The sequence below is a fragment of the Pseudomonas sp. PL-6 genome (assembly GCF_054110165.1).
On the sequence record NZ_CM134189.1, the window covers coordinates 1,646,023 to 1,665,300 of the forward strand.

The following is a 19,278-nucleotide window of genomic DNA, read 5'->3' on the forward strand; positions in this document are numbered from 1 at the left end:
GGTTCACTGTTCACCCGCAGGTGGGCCTGGAAAAAGATTAGGGTTAAGGGACGGGTAGTCGTTAATCGATTACTGCGCAGTTATTGCCTAATCCTGTACAACTGCCGTTACTGGCTCACCAGCTCATAAGGCTTTTTCTCCCGTGCTGACCTAAGGCCTATTGCCCACCAGTTCAGTAATACCAACATGCGTGCCATGGGAATTCTTGCCTGATCCGCCAGGCGACAAGATCCATTCTCATCCAATAGCGCCCACGGATTGGGCAGTGTGACTACGCTGCAGATGGGAACGGCGTGCCGCCCCGCCAGGACCTGGCGAAGCTGAGCTATGGCGTTCATGCCACCCGATGCACCGCCATAGTCAATGAAGGCCACCGGTCTGGCCTGCCAGCGAATCGTCACCTGGTCGATGAAGGTCTTCAGTTCGGCGGAGTAACCATGGCTTTGTTCCGACGCGAGGATCAGGAAGGCATCGGCCTTGGCGAGTTGACCAAGCGCTGCTCGCTGTTGAGAGGTATCGAGCAGGCAGCAGTCGAATTCAGCGCGTTGCGCTATAACCATCGAGGCCCAGCTCGCCAACGCAGTGCCTATGGCTTCTTCATCGTTTCCTTCGTAGATCAGGACCAGTTTGACCTTGCTGTTCATCTCATCCTCCCGACACATTTCCGCTTGCGGTGGCACGTCTGTTGCTGAATTTCGAGGTTCAGCTCGGGCTTTGAGAAACAGCGTAAGAGCGATGATCCGGCCGATATAGCCGGTCCTCAGGCATACCACTTGTGACTTGAATTCATATGAGACGGCTAGACATAAACTGCTTCGCCGAAATGAGCGTCTTCGTCAGAGTCGTCGAGGATGGCGGTTACACGGCAGCGGCCAAAAGCTGCGCGATGAGCCCCTCGGCGGTAAGCAAGTTGGTTTCTCGTTTGGAGAGCAGGCTTGGCGCCCGCCTGCTCAATCGCTCGACACGTCGGCAACTGCTGACTCCCGAAGGGGCAGCCTTCTATGAGCGCTGCCTGACCATCCTGGCCGCTCTCGATGAGGCGGAGCAGGAGGCTGCAGCCAGCTCGGCGCCTCAGGGAATCGTGCGGGTCAACTGCAACGTGGACATCGGCCGACTGTATCTGCTGCCGCTGCTGACCGAGCTTCTCGAGCACCACCCAGGGGTCTCGGTAGAGGTGTACCTGAGCGATGAAGTCGTTGACCTGATCAGCTCCCGTGCGGACGTCGCGATCCGCAGTGGCCCGCTCAAGAACTCGAACCTGGTCGCCAGACGTTTGGGGGAGACTCGGACCCTGATCGTGGCATCGCCTGCCTATCTCGAAGCGCACGGTACCCCGCAGGTGCCGTCGGAGCTCGCGGCCCATAACTGCTTGGGGTTCACCTTCAGCCAGCCTTCCATGGAGTGGGGCCTCAGGGAAAAGAATGGCGAGGCGATCTCTGTGCCGGTGGCGGGCAACGCTCGAGTCAGTGATGGCAACGGCGTTCGCGACCTGGCGCTCCTGGGGCTCGGCCTCGCGCGCGTCGGCTTCTGTCAGGTCGAGCAGGATCTGGCCGCAGGCAGGCTTCTGCCGGTGCTGGAGGATTACCTGCCCGCGGTGAAAACCGAGGTCCACGCGGTCTACGTGGGGCAAGGCGGGCGGTTGCCCACCAGGGTCAGAGTGTTCATGGATTTCCTGGCGGCCCACCTCACTATCCGTTGAGCGGATGACTGCTCCGCTTGCTGGCACCAGCCATCCCCGCGTCACGGCGCCTCGCAAGTGATCGACTATAACCAGTCGCCATTCGAGTCCGTGGTCGTCGGACCTCGTGTCCCAGGCGCATCAAAAGCCGCGCAGATGCCCGGCTTCTTCTGGCCGTAATTCCCCGACAGGGTAGGCAGGCTCGCGACAGCAAAGGCGCCGGGACTGCGGAAGCCTGGCGCTCCATTGTTCAAGCAGAGGAGACGGGCATGCGCCGCTATCAGAAAACCGACTTTCCGCTGGTCGAAACCCGACGTCATCTCGAGACGGGCCCGATAGTCCTGGTCACCTCCAGTTGGCGAGGTGAGCGCAACATCATGACCATGGGTTGGCACATGATGATGCAGTTCAGGCCTGCGCTATTCGGTTGCTACATCTGGGAAGGCAACCATAGCCATGAGCTGATCCGCCGAAGCCGGGAGTGTGTGATCAACGTGCCGACCGCCGAGCTGGTCGAGGCCGTCGTCGCCGTGGGCAACAGCTCGGGCAGATCCTCCGACAAGTTCGCAACCTGTGGCCTGACGGCGGCGCCTGCAACGCGGGTGAAGGCGCCCCTCATCGACGAATGCTACGCAAGCTTCGAGTGCCGCTTGGCCGACGACAGCCAGATTGACGAGTACGGTCTGTTCATCGGGGAAGTCGTCAAGGGGCATGTGGCCTCGACTGTTACCGAGCCGGCCACGTTGCACTACCAGGGGCGAGGACAATTCCGCGTTGCCGGTCGAACCCTGGATTTGAGTGAGCGCTTCTTGCCCCAGAATCTCTGAGATCTGGCGTGGCTCAGGTTTGCCGATAGGCGCTGGGGGTGACGCCCACCTCCCGGCGAAACACTTGCGAGAAATGGCTCGGGCTCGAATACCCGACCTCCAGCCCAATGTCGATGACGCTGCGGTCGGTCTCGAGCAGCAGACTCCGGGCGCGGTTCATGCGCAGACGGATGAAGTACTGCGAGGGTGAAAGGCCGGTGGCGCGTTTGAACATCCGGCTGAAGTGGTATTCGCTGAGGTCCGCGATCTGAGCCAGGTAGGCCAGGCTGAAATCTTCGGCAAGGCGCTCGTTCATCGCCTCGACCACACGGCGAAGCTTGTACGCCTGCAGCGCATTGGCTCTCCGAGTTGGGCTGTGCGGATCCAGGTAATTGCGTACCAGATGCACCGCGAGCGCCTGGGCCAGGCAATTCACCAACAGAGGGCTGGGTTGGTGTTCGTCGACCTGCTCTTTGCGTATCTGCTGCAACATGGCGGTCACCCGCTCATCGCGGGCACCGGAGATATCGCGAAAGGTTACCGGCCTTTGCTGATCGCCCAGCACCTCGCGTGCAGCCAGATCGATCAGCGGCAAACCCAGATAGAGGTGCATCACCTCGAAGCAATCGGCGCCGTGGGTTTGCCAGCGCATCTCATAGGGTTCGCTGGTGCTGGTCAGGAAGAAGTCGCCGACCTGCACCTCTGCCGCCTGCCATGGCCCGCCGAGTGAGCGCTCCTCGACCCTGGCCGATCCTGCCAAGACCAGCACCAGTAATGGCTCCACAACCGCAGGGACCAGTACCGGGTCGGTAACGGTGTGATGGCTGTACAGCTGCATCACGGCGTCCTGCAATTGCGGGCGCGCCGGCAATAGGCGAGGCTTGCCCGGTAGGTGCTGCGGCATCGATTCGGCGGCGATGCGTTGCTGACCGCTGGCAGCGCGCTCGTCAGATTCGAGAGGGCCCACAGGTTCTCCATCGGCGATGCCCCGCGCAGGGGGCGGCACCGTTAGGGTAACGCAGCGCGCCGTTTTCGAGCAGGTTGCAGCGCTCGGTCCACCAGCCCGACTCTGGTGCGTCCAGGGCGATCGCAGCCCTGGCCGGATCGAGGCATGCGTGGCTGGAAGCCGGCTTGCCGTTTTCGACGCGCACGAACAGAACATAAGCCAGTTGATAGATTCGTCCCGTCTGCTTGCAGAGCCCTTCAGCCTTGATCTCAGCGCCCGCCAGCGCAGGGGGCCGGCCCTGAATCATTTCTCTTCCCTCGAACGTTGATCCCATCTTATCCCGGGCTCAACGACAGGCCGTGAACACTCGCTTGGCCCACAGGGACATACAGGCGCAGCAGCCCTTCTCCGACAGGACCAGTTCAGCGCAAAACTCCGACATCGCCGGCAATTACCCCAAAGCCCGGCTGATTCCATTGCGAGACAGTGAGCCCGTCGAAAACGACAGCGCCTGAGGGCGCTGGGCCGCGAATTTCTCGCCGGCTCGTGACGAAGGAGATCACCATGACTGTTATCAACAACACCGTTATCCAAGAGGTCGCCGGCAAAGTTGCACTGGTTACCGGCGCAGCCAGCGGTATCGGCAAGGCCATCGCACTGATGCTGCACGCGAGGGGAGCCAAGGTCATCGCCGAGGACCTTAACCCTGCCGTCGAGGAGCTTGCGCGCCCAGGGCTGGTGCCGCTGGTGGCTGACATCACCGAGGACGGAGCCGCCGAGCGCGCCGTCGGGCTGGCTGTGGAGAAGTTCGGCCGGCTGGACATCCTGGTCAACAATGCCGGCATCATCATCAACAAGCTGGTGATCGATATGACGCGCGAAGATTGGGAGCGTATCCAGGCGGTGAACGCCACCGCGGCCTTCCTGCATTCCCGCGAGGCGGTCAAGGCGATGATGCCGAACAAGTCGGGCGCCATCATCAACATCGCCTCCTACGCCTCCTACTTCGCCTTCCCGACCATTGCTGCGTACACCGCCTCCAAGGGCGCGCTGGCTCAGCTGACCCGCACCCTGGCACTCGAAGCCATCGAATACGGCATCCGGGTCAATGCCATCGGCGTCGGCGACGTCATCACCAACATCCTCAACGACGTGGTCGAGGATGGCCCGGGGTTCCTGGCGCAGCATGGCGAGGCCGCCCCCATCGGTCGTGCGGCTCAACCGGAGGAGATCGCCGAGGTGGTGGCATTCCTCGCCTCGGATCGGGCCAGCTTCATCGTCGGATCGGTGGTTATGGCAGATGGCGGTATGACCGTTACGGCCGGTTGATCCAGCGAAGATGGCGACCAGTGCCAATCGGCACTGGTCGTACCGTCCAGCCGGAGAGTCCGCTAATGGTCGCGCCTGTCGCGGCCAAAGGATATCGGGCGCTTCCGGCCCTTGATGATGGCTCCTTGCGCCCGCCAGATAGGATGGCCAGCGTCGCCAGCATCCGCATGCCCTGGTTGCCCGTACCGGTGCGCACGGCGCCCTTTACGTGGTTATGCTCGGCGCTTCGTTCCATGGCCCAGAAAGGATTTCGCCATACAGACGCCGTCGTCTTTATCCACGGCCTGAAATTTTTTTCCGATCGCTGTCGAATCGTCCATCGCCCGCTCGACTAGTCTTCAGAACCCCAGCCATGGGTTCAGTGTCAGCCGTAGGGAGACCCCTGCGCTACTTCGACTCGAACAAGGAGACAGGCGATGCGTTTCATGGTGATAGTCAAGGCCACCGCGGATTCCGAAGCCGGTGTGATGCCCAGCGAGGAGCTGCTGGCGGCGATGGGGCGCTACAACGAGGAACTGGTGGAGGCCGGCGTGATGCTCGCCGGCGAAGGCCTGCAGCCCAGCAGCAAGGGCGCGCGGGTGCGCTTTGCCGGCAGTCAGCGCACGGTGATCGACGGCCCCTTCGCGGAAACCAAGGAGCTGATCGCCGGCTTCTGGATCTTCCGGGTGGCCTCGCTCGCCGAATGCATCGAGTGGGTCAAGCGCTGCCCCAACCCGATGCCCGGCGATTCCGAGATCGAGATCCGCCAGATCTTCGAGGCCGAGGATTTCGGCGAAGAGTTCACCTCCGAGTTGCGCGAGCAGGAAGACCGCATTCGCGCGCGCATCGGCATTGAAAACTAAGGAGAGTGCTGTGATGAAGATTCATGCCTATCTGATGTTCGACGGCCAGTGCGAGGCCGCCTTCAACCGCTACGCGGAAGTTTTCGGCGGCCAGCTGGAAATGATGCGCTACGCCGACAGCCCGGAGGATATGGAGGTCCCGGCCGAGTACCAGCAACGCATCATGCATGTGTGCCTGACGGTCGGCGACCAGTTACTGATGGCCTCCGACAATCTGCCGCAGTACCCCTATGAGGGCATCAAGGGCTGTTCCGTTTCCCTGCAGGTGGACAACGTGCCCGAGGCCGAGCGCCTATACGCCGCGCTGTCGGCTGGCGGTTCGGTGCAGATGGAGTTGCAGGCCACCTTCTGGGCCACGCGTTTCGCCATGCTCACCGACCGTTTCGGTGTGTCCTGGATGATCAACTGCGCGGTGGATAGCCAGCAGGGTTGAGCCGGACCGCCTCGGGCGGTGTCGGCCCGCGCATGTCGCGGGGCGCGCTGCCCGCCTGGCCCCCAGGTCGCCTGAAAACCACGCGAAGAAGCCGAGGTCTAAGCTCAAGACAGGGCCGGCAAGAGGGCTTCGCGATGAAACTGCGCTATCTGCTGCTGCTGGTGGGCCTGGCGGTGCCGCTGACGGCCTGCAGCGTGCACGTCGGCGGGCACCGTCCGCCTCCGTACTATGCGCCGCCACCTCACGTCGAGTGGCGCTGGGATCCGGGTATCGACGCCTATGTGGTCATCGGCTGGCCGCACCTGTACTACCGCGACCACATCTATTACCGCTGGCACGACAACCACTGGTATTCCTCCGGCCGGCACGACGGCCCTTGGGCCAAGGGAGCCAAAGGCGTGCCGCCTGGCCTGAACAAGAAGTACGGCAAGCCGGGACGCGGCCGCGGCGGTGGGGGGTACTGAGCCGGGGAGGCGCGCGGCCGCCTGGGCCGTGCGCAGCAACGGATTCAACCGGCCAGCTCCAGCACCTCGCTTTCCTGCAACGGTTCGACCCCGGCGAGAAACTCCTCGCCCCAGCGGCGGATGTCGTTGTAGCAGACGATATCGAACAGCTCGCGCAGGCGCGCCTGGGCCTCGCTCGCGGGCAGGTTCAGCGCCAGGTAGCAGGTCTGCGCCAGATCGGCCGGGTCGTGCGGGTTGGTCAGCAGCGCGCCCTTGAGTTCGGCCGCGGCGCCGGCGAATTCCGACAGCACCAGCACGCCGCGCCCACCGAGCAGGCCCTGCGCTGCGACAAACTCCTTGGCCACCAGGTTCAGGCCGTCGCGCAGCGGGGTGATCCACATCACGTCGGCCATGGCGTACCAGGCGCTGACTTCCTCGAACGGCAGGCTGCGGAAGAAGAACTGCAGCGGTGTCCAGCCGATGCGGGCGAAACGGCCGTTGATGCGGCCCACCGCCTGTTCGATCTGCGTCTGCAGCTCGTCGTAGATGGTCATTTCCTTGGCTGCCGGCACGCACACGCTGACCAGGGTGACCTTGCCCAGCAGCTCCGGGTTGTCGGCCAGCAGCCGCTCGTAGGCGTTGAGCTTTTCCAGGATGCCCTTGGTGTAGTCGAGGCGCTCGACCGAGAGGATCAGCTTGACCCCCTGCATCTCCTCGCGCAGGTGCGCCATCAGCTCCTTGATCTTCGGCGCTTCCAGGGCGCTGCGCACGCGGTCGATATCCAGCCCGACCGGGTGGGCGCCGAGCCTGACCTGGCGGGTGCCGGTGTCCAGCGCGGTGGTCATGCGCTCCAGACCCACGGCGCAGCCATAGGTGATAAAGCGCGGCGCGCAGTTGTGCCGGCTCAGGGTCTGCAGCGGGAATACGCCGCGGGCGACGTCGACGAAGTTCTCCACCTGGCGCGGGATGTGAAAACCGATGTAGTCGCACTGCAGCAGGCTGCCGACGATCTGCCGGCGCCAGGGCAGCACGTTGAACACGTCCGCCGAGGGGAAGTAGGTGTGGTGGAAGAAGGCGATACGCAGGTCCGGGCGCAGCTCGCGCAGGTAGGCCGGCACCATCCACAGGTTGTAGTCGTGCAGCCAGACGATGGCGCCCTCGGCGGCCTCCAGCGCGGTGCGCGCGGCGAAGGCGCGGTTGACCTTGCAGAACACCTGCCAGTCGTCCTCGTTGAAGGTGGCGCGCTCCCAGAAGGTGTGCAGGGTCGGCCAGAAGGCTTCCTTGGAGAAGCGCTTGTAGAAGATGTCCACTTCTTCCTTGCTCAGCTTGACCCGCGCGGCGGTGAGCTTGGGATAGCGCTCGGCATCCACCGTGGTGTGGCTGTCGAAGGGCTCGGCGTCGTCCTCGTGCACGGCCCAGGCGACCCAGGAGCCGGGGCGGCCGTCGCCGAAGAAACTCAGCAGCGTGGGGATGATGCCGTTGGGCGAGGTCGGGCGGCGGCGTTGCAGCTTGCCGGCGGCATTGCGGTATTCCTCGTAGGGCAGGCGGTGATAGACCATCACCAGCTCGGCCTTGCCCGGTTGCGCGGCCTGGCGGCGTTCGGCGGCGATGCCGTGCTCGCCGAGAAAGCCGAAGTGGGCGAAGGCTTCGAGGATGCCGCCGCAGCCCGGTCGGCTGGCGTGCAGGGTGCGCGAGTGGTTGGCGGTGGCTTCCAGCAGTGCGGTTTCCGACTGGCCGACGCAGACGCCGTGGAAGCTGGCGCTGAGCATGGACAGGTCGTTGAGGGTGTCGCCAGCAGCCAGCACCTGGTCGTGGTCCAGCTCAAGCCAGTCGGCCAGGGCCTTGAGGCTGCTGCCCTTGTTCACGCCCTTGGGCAGGAAATCCAGGTACAGCTCGGCGGAGTAGAGCAGGTCGCAGCCCAGCGCGTCGGCGATCTCGCGCAGCGCCGGGTTGGCCGCCTGCTCGGGCGTGCAGAAGTAGGAACAGCGGCGCGCCTGCGGCACGTCCTGACGCTCCAGGGCGAACGGCTCGATGGCGCTGGCCACCTGGGTTTCGCCGGGCCAGCGGGCATCGACCAGGCTTTGCAGCTGTTGGATAGGTTGCAGGCTGTCGCCATGCACCAGCGTCGCGCCGACGTCGGCGATGATGTAATCCGGCTGCGGCAGCGTCGGGTCGGCCAGCAGCGGCAGCACCGCCTCCAGGCTGCGCCCGGTGACGTAGGCGAGCTTGATCTCCGGGTGGGCGGCGATGGTCTGATAGAGGCTCAGGCGATCTTCGGGGTCGCCGGCGAGAAAGGTTCCATCCAGATCGGTAGCTAATAGCATCGTAGTTTCTCCAGAAGTGGCCTGTGCGGCTCGGCGCTAATGCGCGCGGCCGACGGGCCGGGTTTCTGGCTGCTTGGGATAGGCTCGGGGCCTTGCCGAAACAGCCGGTGGCATGACTTCAGGACGTGGTCGTCTCCTCCGTCGAATCATGGGGCGGTGCATCGGGCATCAGTTCCAGCACCGTGGGGCTGGTGCGCAGCATGGGCACGAAGTGGGCGGCGTCGCCGCTGACCAGGTCGCTGACATGGCGCAGCCGGTAGAAGGCGTAGGCGGCCAGCAGGCCCAGGGTGCAGGCGAAGTACAGCGGCAGCGCGCCGGCGCCGAGTTGCTCCATCAGTACGCCGGCCAGCAGCGGCCCGCACACCGAGCCGATGCCGTTGACCATCAGCAGGCTGGCGGAGCCGGAGAGGATCTCGTCGCTGCGCAGCTGGTCGATCAGCTGCGCCACAGCGATGGGGTAGATGGCGAAGGCCAGGCCGCCCCAGACGAAGATCGCGCCGAGCAGCAACGGGCCGGCCGGCAGCAGGCTCATGACCAGCGCCAGGGCCACGGCCAGCAGCACCACCCAGAGCAGCACCCGACGGCGGTCGTGGCGATCCGAGTAGAGGCCGATGGGCCATTGCAGCAGGGCGCCGCCGAGGATGGTCGCGGTCATCAGCAGGCCGACGCCGGGCGTATCGAAGCCGGCCAGGCTGGCGTACACCGGCGCCATGCCCCAGAAGGCGCCGAGCGCCAGGCCGGACAGGCCCGCCGCGACTATGGCCAGTGGCGCGATGGCCCACAGCTGGCGCAGGTTGCTCGGCGGCGCTTCCGGCAGGCTCGGCTGGGCCTGGCGGGTCAGGGTGATGGGCATCAGCGCCGCGCTGATCAGGATGGCGGCGAGGGCGAACAGGGTGAACTGCACCGGGTCGGCCAGGTGCAGCAGTTGCTGGGCCAGGGCCAGGGCGCCGAGGTTGACCGCCATGTACACAGCGAACACCTGGCCGCGCTGCTCGCTGGGCGCCTGGGCGTTGAGCCAGCTCTCGATGACCATGTACAGCGTCACCAGGGCCAGGCCGTAGAGCACGCGTAAGAATAGCCAGACCCAGGGATCGATCAGCAGCAGGTGGAGCAGGGCGGCGATGGCGGCCAGGGCGGCGCAACAGGCGAACGCGCGGATATGCCCGATGCGTCTGACCAGCGGCGTCGCCAGCCAGGTGCCGAGGAGGAACCCGACGAAGTACCCGGACATGATCAGGCCGAGCATCGTGGTGGAGTAGCCTTCGGCGACGCCACGCAGGGTCAGTAGGGTGTTGAGCAGGCCATTGCCGAGCAGGAGTAACGCGACCCCACTCAGCAACGAGCCGATGGGGGCAATCAGGGACCACATGGCGAACTACCCTAGGGGACTGTGCCGGTGATGGCAAGCAGGGAGTACGCCAATGAATAGCTGGGTAATTAATTAAGTTGTTGAAATATAAAAAGTAAATTTATCGACAAAAGGTCCATGGATTTTTTCTGCACGTGGCGGCGCACCCTGGCGGTGCAGGGCTCGGCCGATAGTCCCGGCGTGCCGCGAGCGGTGTTTCCTGCATGGGCCCGGAAAAAAGAGCCGGCGGCGCTGTAACGCCAGGCAGGCCGCCCCGTCCATTTCAGCGAGGGTGCCAATCCGGCCCCACGCAGGAAAACTTCTGGAGAATTGCCATGAAACAGCTCAATACCCTGACCGCCACCCTGGGCGCCGCGCTGCTCACGTCCGTCGCCTTCACCGCTCAGGCGGCGGGCAATCCCTTCGCCGCCGAGGAACTCGCCAGCGGCTACAGTCTGGCCGCGCACGAGAAGGGCCATGAGGGCAGCTGCGGCGAAGGCAAGTGCGGCGGCGAGATGAAGGCCGAAGGCGAGGGCAAGTGTGGCGAGGGCAAATGCGGCGGCGAGATGAAGGCCGACGGCGAAGGCAAATGCGGCGAGGGCAAGTGCGGCGCCGAGAAGAGCGAATAAGGCAGGGAACGGGGGACGGATCATGCAGGCTCGTTTCGTCAGCGGCGCCGGCCTCGGCTTGCGTCGTGGCCTGCTCGCCGCCTTGCAGGAGGACGGGGCGAGCGGTGCGGACTTTCTCGAAGTGGCGCCGGAGAACTGGATCGGCGTCGGTGGGCGCCTGGGCAGGCAACTGCGCGCGCTCAGCGAACGCCGGCCGCTGCTCTGCCATGGCCTGTCCCTCAATCTCAGCGGCTTCGCGCCGCTGGACCTGGAGCTGCTGCGGGCCATCAAGGCATTTCTCGATGCCCATGGCGTGCTCGGCTACAGCGAGCACCTGTCGGCCTGTGCCGATCACGGCCAGCTCTACGACCTGATGCCGCTGCCGTTCTCCGAGGAGTCGGTGGTGCGCATTGCCGAGCGCGTGCGCATCGTCCAGGACTTGCTGGAGCGGCCGCTGATCATCGAGAACGTCTCGGCTTACGCGCAGCTGCCGGGCGAGCTGGACGAGGCGAGCTTCGTTCGCGCGGTGCTGGAGCGCGCCGATTGCCAGCTGCTGCTGGACGTCAACAACCTCTACGTCAACAGCATCAATTTCAACTTCGATGCCCAGGCTTATACCGCCGCGCTGCCGAGCGAGCGCATCGCCTACCTGCATGTGGCCGGGCATTACGACCAGGCCGCCGATCTCAAGATCGACACCCACGGCGCGCCGGTGATCGACCCGGTGTGGGCCTTGCTGGCGCATGCCTACGCACGTCATGGCGTGCGCCCGACGCTGCTGGAGCGCGACTTCAACTTCCCGCCGCTGGCCGAGCTGTACGCCGAGCTGGCGCAGATCCGCCGCCTGCAGGCCGCGGCTGCGGGCGCGCGCAGGTACGGCACATGACCGGCGTCGACCATCAGCGCGCCTTCGCCGCGCGCATCCGTCAGCCCGAGGCCGAGCCCCTGCTGCCCGGCATCGCGGCCGAGCGCATGGCGGTCTATGAAGAGCTGTTCTTCAACAATATCGAGGGTTTCGTCAGCGGCGCCTTCCCGGTGCTGCGTTCGCTGTTCGACGAGGTGCGCTGGCGCTCGCTGCTGCGCGCCTTTATCGCCGCTCATCGGGCGACGACGCCTTACTTTCTTGCGATCAGCCAGGAATTTCTCGCCTGGCTGCAGCAGGGCTACCGGGCGCAGGCGGGCGATCCGCCGTTCATCCTCGAGCTGGCGCACTACGAATGGCTGGAGCTGGCGCTGGACGTCAGCGAGGCCGAGCTGCCGGCCCGCGGCTGGTCGCCCCTGGCCTGGCCGCTGGCCTATGCCTGGCCGGTGCAGCGCATCGGCCGCGACTACCACCCCGAGACGCCGCCGGCCGAACCCAGCTGCCTGCTGGCCTGGCGCGACGGCCAGGACAGGGTGCGCTTCATGCAGCTGGCGCCGTTCGCCTACCGCCTGGCGCTGCGTCTGCAGGCCGGCGAGGCGCCCGCTGCCGCGCTCGCGGCCCTGGCCGCCGAGCATGGCCTGGTCGCCGATGGCGACTACCTCGATAACGCCCGCGCGCTGCTGGACGACTGGCAGCGGCGCGCCATCTGGTTTCCTTCCACCGAGGACTGACCCTCATGCTCGCCGTGCTCAATCGATGCCAGGATGCCCTGGACGCCACCCGCCGCCTGGATTTTCTCGGCCCGCTGCTGCTGCGCCTGTACCTGGTGCCGGTGTTCTGGATGGCCGGTACGCGGAAACTCAAGGATATCGACGCCACCGCCGCCTGGTTCGGCAACCCGGACTGGGGCCTGGGCCTGCCGTTTCCCGAGCTGCTGGCCTGGGCCGCGGCGCTGAGCGAGGCGGGCGGGGCGATTCTGCTGCTGTTCGGCCTGGCGGTGCGCTGGGTGAGCATTCCGCTGATGGTGACCATGCTGGTGGCGATCTTCGCCGTGCACTGGCCCTATGGCTGGCAGGCCATCGCCGACCCCACGGCGCCCTTCGCCAACGAGCGGGTGCTGGCGGCGGCGGAGAAACTGCAGCGGGCACGGGCGCTGTTGCGCGAGTACGGCAACTACCAGTGGCTGACCGGCAGTGGCCAGTTCGTGGTGCTGAACAACGGCATCGAGTTCGCCGCCACCTACCTGGTGATGCTGCTGGCGCTGTTCTTCGGCGGGGCGGGGCGCTGGCTGAGCCTGGATTACTGGCTGGCGCGGCGCTGGCGGCGGCAGCGCACGCGGATCGACGGCGGGGCCTAGCCCGGATGCAATCCGGGGCGGCGATGGTCGGGCTTCGCTGCGCTCGGCGCCAACCTACTCCTGGCGTAGTTCGACCAGCCATTCCTTGGGCACGTCGCGCTTGAGCGCCAGCTGGCACTGCTGGCTGTCGGGGTCGAAGACGATCACCGCCTCGCCCTTGTCGAGGGCGCGGCGCACCCGTTGCACGCGGGTTTCCAGCGGGGTTTCGTCGCCGTTGTCGGTGCCCTCGCGGGTGACGAAGTCCTCGATCAGCGCGGTGAGGGTATCGGCTTGCAGCAGGTGAGCGGGAATCAGCACGGCAGGAAGGCTCCAGTCAAACGGCGCCCATGCTAGCGCGCGCGTCAGGCACTGTGCACCCGAAGAAAGCGCTCCAGGGTGCTGTAGAGCAGGCCGCTGTCCAGCGGTTTGCCGAGAAAGTCGTCCATCCCGGCGTCCAGGCCGTGCTGGCGGTGTTCGTCGAGGATATGCGCGGTCAGCGCGACGATCGGCACCGCCGCCAGCTGCTGGCTGCGCTCCAGGCGGCGGATCTGCCGGGTGGCCTCGAAGCCGTCCATCAGCGGCATCTCGCAGTCCATCAGGATCAGCTGGATGGCGCCGGGGTCACGGCCGTATTCGGCGACTGCGGCCTGGCCGTCGGTGACCAGGCGCACGCTGTAGCCGCGTTTCTTCAGGAAACCCTGGACCACCAGCTGGTTCACCGGGTTGTCCTCGGCCACCAGGATGCAGGGGGCGTCGTGGTTGTCGCTGCGTATCTCTCTGAGCAACTGATGTACCTGTGCGCGGGGTTCTTCGTAGAGTTCGCCCAGCGCCTGGCGCAGGGCGTTGACCGCCATCGGCTGGGCCAGGTGCTGCAGGCGCAGGCCCTGGCTGGCCGGCAGCTGCTGGCAGGCTTCGGGCGGGCAGACCAGCAGCACGCGCTGCTGTGGCTGCAGCTTGGGCCGCAGCGAGTCGAGCCAGTGGTTGACGCTGCCCGGCCAGGGCGCCATCAGCACCAGCAGCGGCGGCGCGGCGAAATCCTCCAGGTAATCCAGTAGGCGTTCCGGGGTCTGGCAGCGTTCGGTGCGCATGCCCCAGCGCCCGAGCAGGCGGCTGGCGGCGTCCAGGCCGAGGCCGTCGAGCGAGGCGAGCAGGGCGGTGCGCCCGGCCAGCAGGCGGCCGAGTTCGTCGGGCGCCTCGGCCGCGCTCAGCAGCGGAATGTCGAAGGCGAAACGGGTGCCCTGGCCGGGGGTGCTCTGCACCTCGATGCGGCCGTCCATCATCTCCACCAGCTCCTTGCTGATGGCCAGGCCCAGGCCGCTGCCGCCATAGCGACGGGTGGTGCTGGAGTCGCCCTGGGCGAAGGATTCGAACAGCTGGGCCAGGGCCTGCTCGCTGATGCCGATGCCGCTGTCGCTGACGGCAAACACCAGGTGCGGCTGGCCGTGGCTGTCGCTGCGGCGGCTGACGCTGATCGCCACGTGGCCCTCGGGGGTGAATTTCAGGGCGTTGCTGAGCAGGTTCATCAGCACCTGCTTGAGCCGCGTCGGGTCGCCCTGGATGCGCCGCGGCACGCCGCCTTCGAGGCTGACGTAGAGGCGCAGGCGCTTGTCCAGGGCCTGGCCGGTGAACAGGCTGAGGGTCTCGGAGATCAGGTCTTCCAGGTCGAACTCGATCTGCTCCAGGCTGAGCTTGCCGGACTCGATGCGGGCGTAGTCGAGGATGTCGTTGATCACCGCCATCAGCGAGCTGCCGGAGCTGGAGATGGTGTCGACGTAGAAGCGCTGGCTGCGATCCAGCGGCGTCTCGCGCAGCAGCTGCAGCATGCCCAGCACGCCGTTGAGCGGGGTGCGGATCTCGTGGCTCATCTTGGCCAGGAAGCGGCTCTTGGCCTGGCTCTCGAACTCGGCCTGTTCGGCGGCGCGGCGCGAGCGGAAGCCTTCCTCCTTGAGCAGGTTGATGCGGTCGGCCAGGCCGATGGACAGGGTGATCAGCTCGATGGTCACGCCGATCTTCACCACCGTGGCGCCGAACACGCCGAACACTTCCAGGCCCAGCGAGCCGGTGGTGGCCTGGATGAAGGCGAACAGCAGGATGGCCCAGGCCAGGGTGTAGTAGGAGCCGTAGCGCACGCCGCGGCGCCAGACGTAGACGCCGGTGAGCAACAGGATCAGCGACACCAGCGAGACGGTGACGCTGGCCAGGATGTTCCAGGCGGAAAGGCCGATCAGCGGTGCCGACAGCAGGATGCCGGCGCAGGCCAGCATCAGCAGGCGCAGGCCGGTGTCCAGGCGCGGGAAGTACTGGCGCGCGTGGAGGAAGTGGCGGCTGAACTGGATGGCGGTCAGGCAGTGCAGGTACATCAGGATGTAGATGCTCACCGACTGGAAGGCCACGTGCTCGGGCAGCAGCTTGAACAGCATGCCGTCGAAGCAGGCGGCGAGCAGGCCGACGTTGAGGTTGTAGGCCAGGTACCAGAGGTAGGCGGCTTCACGCAGCGACAGGTAGAGGAACAGGTTGTAGCAGAACATGGCGAACAGCACGCCGTAGAACGCGCCGTTGAAGCCCATGAGGTTTTCTTGGGCCACCGCGCTGGCGCCGTAGGTGCTGAAGAACAGCGGCACGAACACCGTGCTGGTGGTGTCGACGCGCACCAGCAGGGTGCTGACGCCAGGCTCCAGCTGCAGCGGGAACCAGAAGTTGCGCACCTGCACCGGGCGCTGGGAGAAGGCGTAGCGGTCGCCGCTTTCCTGTTCCAGGCGGCGGCCGTCGGGGCCGACGAGGAACACCTGCAGGTGGTCGAGCAGCGGGTAGTTGACCTCCAGGTAGCCGCCCAGCGCCTGAGTCAGGCCGTTGACCAGGCGCACCTTGAACCACCACACCGAGGCGTTCTTGCCCTGGTTGGCGTGCTCGCCCGTGATGCGGCGGAAGGCGTCGTCGTCCAGCGCCAGCGCCTGGTCGACGCTCAGCTGGCCGCCGACGTCCTCGTAGTAGCCGGTGTAGGGGCCGAGGGAAAGGCGCAGGTCGTCGCTATCCAGCGGCGCGGGTGGCAGGGCCCAGCTCGGGGACGTCAGCCAGAACAGCAGCAAAGCCAGGCATAGACGAGGCATCCGGAAACCTCAGTGGGCCACCAACAATGGCCGGGAATCATGTCCAACGTCGCGTCGCGACGGCCCGAAGGGTGACCGCCAGGGATGGCTGGCGGTTGCAGCGGGGGCGCTCGCGGCCCCCGGGGTTCTTTCGCGCCACTTTGCCCGGATGCGCGGGCCCCTTCAAGCGTCCTTGTCGTGCTGGCCGAGCAGGCTGTCCACCGGCGGGACGCGCGTCTCGCTTTCCATCTGCGCGTCGTGTTCGAGCTGGTGGCTGAAACGCTCCAGCGAGCCCTGCGCCGGCTGCGCGTCGCTGGCGAACACCGGCGGGCTGAGCAGGTAGGCGGTGAGCAGGCGGCTGAGCGCCTTGAGGCTGTCGATATGGGTGCGCTCGTAGCCGTGGGTGGCGTCGCAGCCGAAGGCCAGCAGCGCGGTGCGGATGTCGTGACCGGCGGTGACCGCCGACTGCGCGTCGCTGTGGTAGTAGCGGAACAGGTCGCGGCGCACCGGGATTTCCTGCTCGGCGCCCAGGCGCAGCAGCTGGCGCGACAGGTGATAGTCGTAGGGGCCGCCGGAGTCCTGCATGGCCACGCTGACCGCGTGTTCGCTGGACTGCTGGCCGGGCGCCACCGGGGCGATGTCGATGCCGACGAACTCGCTGACGTCCCAGGGCAGCGCGGCGGCGGCGCCGGAGCCGACCTCCTCGGTGATGGTGAACAGCGGGTGGCAGTCGATCTCCGGCTGCAGGCCGTGCTCCTTGATGGTCTTCAGCGAGGCCAGCAGGGCGGCGACGCCGGCCTTGTCGTCGAGGTGGCGGGCGCTGATATGGCCGCTCTCGGTGAATTCCGGCAGCGGGTCGAAGGCGACGAAATCGCCCACCGAGATGCCCAGCGACTCGCAGTCGGCGCGGGTGGTGGTGTAGGCGTCGAGGCGCAGCTCGATGTGGTCCCAGCTGATCGGCAGGTTGTCCACCGCGGTGTTGAAGGCGTGCCCGGAGGCCATCAGCGGCAGCACGCTGCCGCGCAGCACGCCCTGGTCGGTGAACACGCTGACCCGGCTGCCCTCGGCGAAGCGGCTCGACCAGCAGCCCACCGGGGCCAGGCCGAGGCGACCGTTGTCCTGCACCTCGCGGACGATGGCGCCGATGGTGTCGAGGTGTGCCGACACCGCGCGGTCGCAGCGCTCGCAATCGCTCTGGCGGCCCTTGAGGGTGGCGCGGATGGTGCCGCGGCGGGTCAGCTCGAAGGGGATGTCGAGGTCGTTCAGGCGCTCGGCGACGTAGCGCACTATGGTGTCGGTGAAGCCGGTGGGGCTGGGGATGGCGAGCATCTCCAGCAGCACCTTCTGCAGGTAGTCGAGGTCGGGTTCGGGTAGTTGCGGCATATGGACTCCTCGGCGTTGCCATTGCCCCTCGCCCGTTTACGGGAGAGGGGGGCGGGGGAGAGGGCTACCGATCAGCGCTCAGCTGATCACCTGGCTCAGCGGGAACAGCAGGTCGACGAAGCGTTCGGCGGTCGGCTGCGGTTCGTGGTTGGCCAGGCCGGCGCGTTCGTTGGCCTCGATGAACACATGCTGCGGCTGGTCGGCGGCCGGCACCAGCAGGTCGAGGCCGACCACCGGGATCTCCAGGGCTCGCGCGGCCTTGATCGCCGCCTCGCGCAGGCTCGGGTGGAGGATCGCGGTGACGTCCTCCAGGGTGCCGCCGGTGTGCAGGTTGGCGGTCTTGCGCACGGCCAGGCGCTGACCGGCCGGCAGCACGCTGTCGTAGTCGAGGCCGGCGCCGTGCAGGGTGCGCAGGGTTTCGGCGTCCTTGGGAATGCGGCTTTCGCCGCCGGTGGCGGCCTGGCGCCGGCGGCTCTGCGCGTCGATCAGCGCGCCGACGCTGTGGCGGCCGTCGCCGATGATCTCGGCCGGGCGGCGGATGGCCGCGGCGACCACCTCGTAGCCGATCACCAGCACGCGCAGGTCGTGGCCTTGGTGGAAGCTTTCCAGCAGCACGCGCTGGTCGAACACGCGGGCGCGCTCGATGGCGTCCTGTACCTCGCCCGGCGTGCGCAGGTCGACCGCCACGCCCTGGCCCTGTTCGCCGTCCACCGGCTTGACCACCAGGGCGCCGTGTTCGGCGAGAAAGGCGGCGTTGTCCTCGGCGCTGCCGGCCAGGCGCTGCGCCGGTACGGCGAGGCCGGCGCGCGACAGGGCGCGGTGGGTCAGGCGCTTGTCCTGGCACAGGGTCATGCTCACCGCGCTGGTCAGGTCGCTCAGCGATTCGCGGCAGCGGATGCGCCGGCCGCCCTGGCTCAAGGTGAACAGCCCGGCCTCGGCGTCGTCCACCTGCACCTCGATGCCGCGGCGCAGCGCCTCGTCGACGATGATGCGCGCATAGGGGTTGAGCTCGGCCTGTGGGCCGGGGCCGAGGAACAGCGGCTGGTTGATGCCGTTCTTGCGCTTGAGGCTGAAGGTCTGCAGCTCGCGGAAGCCGAGCTTGGCGTAGAGCTGCTTGGCCTGCTTGTTGTCGTGCAGCACCGACAGGTCGAGGTAGCTCAGGCCACGGCTCATAAAGTGCTCGATCAGGTGGCGTACCAGCACCTCGCCGACACCGGGGCGGCTGCACTGTGGGTCCACCGCCAGGCACCAGAGACTGCTGCCGTTTTCCGGGTCGTGGAAGGCGCGCTGGTGGTTGAGGCCCATGACGCTGCCGATCACCGCGCCGCTGTCCTCGTCCTCGGCCAGCCAGTAGGTGGGTCCGCCTTCGTTGTAGGGGGTGAGTTTCCCCGGCTCGATCGGCAGCATGCCGCGCATTTGGTACAGGCAGTTGATCGCCTGCCAGTCCGCCTCGTTCTGCGCGCGGCGGATGCGGTAACCGCGAAAGCCGCGGCGCGCCGGCCGGTAGTCGGTGAACCACAGGCGCAGGGTGTCGGAGGGGTCGAGGAACAGCTGCTGCGGCGCCTGCGCCAGCACCTGGTGCGGCGCGGCGACGTACAGGGCGATATCGCGCTCGCCGGGCTGCTCGTCGAGCAGGGCGGCGGCCAGTTCGCCGGCATCCGGGTAGGTGTGGCCGATCAGCAGGCGGCCCCAGCCGCAGTGCACGGCCAGCGGCTGGCTGGGCGGGGCGTTGTGATCCTCGGCCAGACGCGCCTGCAGGCGTTCGTAGGAGGGCGTCTGACCGCGCAGCAGGCGTTGGTTGTAGGCAGTGGTGCGCATTGGAATGGTCCTTTGCTGTCTGCAACGCCCGGATCG

The 19,278-nt window shown here is 66.6% G+C and carries 19 protein-coding genes; 10 read left to right on the top strand and 9 right to left on the bottom strand.

Going from position 1 to position 19,278, the window contains the following annotated elements; genetic code table 11:
* Positions 1 to 107 precede the first annotated feature (107 nt).
* Positions 108 to 644 carry an NADPH-dependent FMN reductase gene (locus ACW9UL_RS07590; protein WP_457789879.1) on the bottom strand — a complete coding sequence of 179 codons (537 nt, stop codon included), beginning with the start codon at positions 642 to 644 and terminating at the stop codon, positions 108 to 110.
* Positions 645 to 790: 146 nt separating this feature from the next.
* Between ACW9UL_RS07590 and ACW9UL_RS07595 the strand changes: the two genes are divergently transcribed.
* Positions 791 to 1,699 carry a LysR family transcriptional regulator gene (locus ACW9UL_RS07595; RefSeq protein ID WP_457789881.1) on the top strand — a complete coding sequence of 303 codons (909 nt, stop codon included), beginning with the start codon at positions 791 to 793 and terminating at the stop codon, positions 1,697 to 1,699.
* Between the two features lie 248 nt (positions 1,700 to 1,947).
* Positions 1,948 to 2,505: a flavin reductase family protein gene (locus ACW9UL_RS07600; RefSeq protein ID WP_457789883.1), complete on the top strand. Its 558-nt coding sequence runs from the start codon at positions 1,948 to 1,950 to the stop codon at positions 2,503 to 2,505.
* Positions 2,506 to 2,518: 13 nt separating this feature from the next.
* Here the strand turns inward: ACW9UL_RS07600 and ACW9UL_RS07605 are convergent, their stop codons facing one another.
* A complete protein-coding gene (locus tag ACW9UL_RS07605) occupies positions 2,519 to 3,388 on the bottom strand; it encodes a helix-turn-helix domain-containing protein (protein ID WP_457790922.1) in 870 nt (289 codons plus the stop codon).
* A 43-nt stretch (positions 3,389 to 3,431) separates the two neighbouring features.
* Complete coding sequence (locus tag ACW9UL_RS07610) at positions 3,432 to 3,737, bottom strand: nuclear transport factor 2-like protein (RefSeq protein ID WP_457789885.1); 306 nt, start codon at positions 3,735 to 3,737, stop codon at positions 3,432 to 3,434.
* 257 nt (positions 3,738 to 3,994) lie between these two features.
* Between ACW9UL_RS07610 and ACW9UL_RS07615 the strand changes: the two genes are divergently transcribed.
* From ACW9UL_RS07615 to ACW9UL_RS07630, 4 genes are all read left to right on the top strand, one after another.
* On the top strand, positions 3,995 to 4,759 hold the full coding sequence (locus tag ACW9UL_RS07615) for an SDR family NAD(P)-dependent oxidoreductase (RefSeq protein ID WP_457789887.1): 765 nt from the start codon (positions 3,995 to 3,997) through the stop codon (positions 4,757 to 4,759).
* 416 nt (positions 4,760 to 5,175) lie between these two features.
* Positions 5,176 to 5,601: a YciI family protein gene (locus tag ACW9UL_RS07620; protein ID WP_457789889.1), complete on the top strand. Its 426-nt coding sequence runs from the start codon at positions 5,176 to 5,178 to the stop codon at positions 5,599 to 5,601.
* A gap of 13 nt (positions 5,602 to 5,614) precedes the next feature.
* A complete protein-coding gene (locus ACW9UL_RS07625; protein WP_397496515.1) occupies positions 5,615 to 6,034 on the top strand; it encodes a VOC family protein in 420 nt (139 codons plus the stop codon).
* Positions 6,035 to 6,168: 134 nt separating this feature from the next.
* The gene (locus ACW9UL_RS07630; RefSeq protein WP_457789891.1) at positions 6,169 to 6,498 is read left to right on the top strand and encodes a hypothetical protein; all 330 of its coding nucleotides are present in this window, start codon (positions 6,169 to 6,171) and stop codon (positions 6,496 to 6,498) included.
* Between the two features lie 44 nt (positions 6,499 to 6,542).
* On the opposite strand, the gene ggpS is transcribed toward ACW9UL_RS07630, so the two are convergent.
* Both ggpS and ACW9UL_RS07640 read right to left on the bottom strand, forming a co-directional pair.
* The gene (gene ggpS / locus ACW9UL_RS07635; RefSeq protein WP_457789893.1) at positions 6,543 to 8,801 is read right to left on the bottom strand and encodes a glucosylglycerol-phosphate synthase; all 2,259 of its coding nucleotides are present in this window, start codon (positions 8,799 to 8,801) and stop codon (positions 6,543 to 6,545) included.
* A gap of 118 nt (positions 8,802 to 8,919) precedes the next feature.
* Complete coding sequence (locus ACW9UL_RS07640) at positions 8,920 to 10,170, bottom strand: MFS transporter (protein WP_397496518.1); 1,251 nt, start codon at positions 10,168 to 10,170, stop codon at positions 8,920 to 8,922.
* A 314-nt stretch (positions 10,171 to 10,484) separates the two neighbouring features.
* On the opposite strand from ACW9UL_RS07640, the gene ACW9UL_RS07645 reads away from it, so the two are divergent.
* Genes ACW9UL_RS07645 through ACW9UL_RS07660 form a run of 4 tightly spaced genes read left to right on the top strand, consistent with a single transcriptional unit; the run spans position 10,485 to position 12,976 of the window.
* Complete coding sequence (locus tag ACW9UL_RS07645; RefSeq protein ID WP_021443516.1) at positions 10,485 to 10,778, top strand: HvfA family oxazolone/thioamide-modified RiPP metallophore; 294 nt, start codon at positions 10,485 to 10,487, stop codon at positions 10,776 to 10,778.
* Between the two features lie 22 nt (positions 10,779 to 10,800).
* Entirely contained in the window at positions 10,801 to 11,643 is an 843-nt protein-coding gene (locus ACW9UL_RS07650; protein WP_457789896.1) for an HvfB family MNIO-type RiPP peptide maturase, read from the top strand.
* Positions 11,640 to 12,350 (top strand): HvfC family RiPP maturation protein, encoded by a 711-nt coding sequence (locus ACW9UL_RS07655; RefSeq protein ID WP_457789898.1) that lies wholly within the window; start codon positions 11,640 to 11,642, stop codon positions 12,348 to 12,350. Before ACW9UL_RS07650 ends, ACW9UL_RS07655 begins: the two co-directional genes overlap by 4 nt.
* A 5-nt stretch (positions 12,351 to 12,355) precedes the next feature.
* Entirely contained in the window at positions 12,356 to 12,976 is a 621-nt protein-coding gene (locus ACW9UL_RS07660; protein WP_457789900.1) for an HvfX family Cu-binding RiPP maturation protein, read from the top strand.
* 54 nt (positions 12,977 to 13,030) lie between these two features.
* On the opposite strand, the gene ACW9UL_RS07665 is transcribed toward ACW9UL_RS07660, so the two are convergent.
* The 4 genes from ACW9UL_RS07665 to ngg all read right to left on the bottom strand — a co-directional run bounded on the left by ACW9UL_RS07665 (position 13,031) and on the right by ngg (position 19,242).
* Complete coding sequence (locus tag ACW9UL_RS07665; RefSeq protein WP_021445222.1) at positions 13,031 to 13,273, bottom strand: YheU family protein; 243 nt, start codon at positions 13,271 to 13,273, stop codon at positions 13,031 to 13,033.
* A gap of 44 nt (positions 13,274 to 13,317) precedes the next feature.
* Positions 13,318 to 16,062, bottom strand: a complete 2,745-nt coding sequence (locus ACW9UL_RS07670; protein ID WP_457789902.1) for a hybrid sensor histidine kinase/response regulator — start codon at positions 16,060 to 16,062, stop codon at positions 13,318 to 13,320.
* A gap of 162 nt (positions 16,063 to 16,224) precedes the next feature.
* Entirely contained in the window at positions 16,225 to 17,424 is a 1,200-nt protein-coding gene (locus ACW9UL_RS07675; protein ID WP_021444346.1) for an osmoprotectant NAGGN system M42 family peptidase, read from the bottom strand.
* A gap of 78 nt (positions 17,425 to 17,502) precedes the next feature.
* Complete coding sequence (gene ngg, locus ACW9UL_RS07680) at positions 17,503 to 19,242, bottom strand: N-acetylglutaminylglutamine synthetase (protein WP_457789904.1); 1,740 nt, start codon at positions 19,240 to 19,242, stop codon at positions 17,503 to 17,505.
* Positions 19,243 to 19,278 lie beyond the last annotated feature (36 nt).

What these genes read in the sequence shown, in the direction of transcription:
- ACW9UL_RS07590 (WP_457789879.1), bottom strand. Translation starts at nt 644, where the DNA reads ATGAACAGCAAGGTCAAACTGGTCCTGATCTACGAAGGAAACGATGAA.
- ACW9UL_RS07595 (WP_457789881.1), top strand. Translation starts at nt 791, where the DNA reads ATGAGACGGCTAGACATAAACTGCTTCGCCGAAATGAGCGTCTTCGTC.
- ACW9UL_RS07600 (WP_457789883.1), top strand. Translation starts at nt 1,948, where the DNA reads ATGCGCCGCTATCAGAAAACCGACTTTCCGCTGGTCGAAACCCGACGT.
- ACW9UL_RS07605 (WP_457790922.1), bottom strand. Translation starts at nt 3,388, where the DNA reads ATGCCGCAGCACCTACCGGGCAAGCCTCGCCTATTGCCGGCGCGCCCG.
- ACW9UL_RS07610 (WP_457789885.1), bottom strand. Translation starts at nt 3,737, where the DNA reads ATGATTCAGGGCCGGCCCCCTGCGCTGGCGGGCGCTGAGATCAAGGCT.
- ACW9UL_RS07615 (WP_457789887.1), top strand. Translation starts at nt 3,995, where the DNA reads ATGACTGTTATCAACAACACCGTTATCCAAGAGGTCGCCGGCAAAGTT.
- ACW9UL_RS07620 (WP_457789889.1), top strand. Translation starts at nt 5,176, where the DNA reads ATGCGTTTCATGGTGATAGTCAAGGCCACCGCGGATTCCGAAGCCGGT.
- ACW9UL_RS07625 (WP_397496515.1), top strand. Translation starts at nt 5,615, where the DNA reads ATGAAGATTCATGCCTATCTGATGTTCGACGGCCAGTGCGAGGCCGCC.
- ACW9UL_RS07630 (WP_457789891.1), top strand. Translation starts at nt 6,169, where the DNA reads ATGAAACTGCGCTATCTGCTGCTGCTGGTGGGCCTGGCGGTGCCGCTG.
- ggpS (WP_457789893.1), bottom strand. Translation starts at nt 8,801, where the DNA reads ATGCTATTAGCTACCGATCTGGATGGAACCTTTCTCGCCGGCGACCCC.
- ACW9UL_RS07640 (WP_397496518.1), bottom strand. Translation starts at nt 10,170, where the DNA reads ATGTGGTCCCTGATTGCCCCCATCGGCTCGTTGCTGAGTGGGGTCGCG.
- ACW9UL_RS07645 (WP_021443516.1), top strand. Translation starts at nt 10,485, where the DNA reads ATGAAACAGCTCAATACCCTGACCGCCACCCTGGGCGCCGCGCTGCTC.
- ACW9UL_RS07650 (WP_457789896.1), top strand. Translation starts at nt 10,801, where the DNA reads ATGCAGGCTCGTTTCGTCAGCGGCGCCGGCCTCGGCTTGCGTCGTGGC.
- ACW9UL_RS07655 (WP_457789898.1), top strand. Translation starts at nt 11,640, where the DNA reads ATGACCGGCGTCGACCATCAGCGCGCCTTCGCCGCGCGCATCCGTCAG.
- ACW9UL_RS07660 (WP_457789900.1), top strand. Translation starts at nt 12,356, where the DNA reads ATGCTCGCCGTGCTCAATCGATGCCAGGATGCCCTGGACGCCACCCGC.
- ACW9UL_RS07670 (WP_457789902.1), bottom strand. Translation starts at nt 16,062, where the DNA reads ATGCCTCGTCTATGCCTGGCTTTGCTGCTGTTCTGGCTGACGTCCCCG.
- ACW9UL_RS07675 (WP_021444346.1), bottom strand. Translation starts at nt 17,424, where the DNA reads ATGCCGCAACTACCCGAACCCGACCTCGACTACCTGCAGAAGGTGCTG.
- ngg (WP_457789904.1), bottom strand. Translation starts at nt 19,242, where the DNA reads ATGCGCACCACTGCCTACAACCAACGCCTGCTGCGCGGTCAGACGCCC.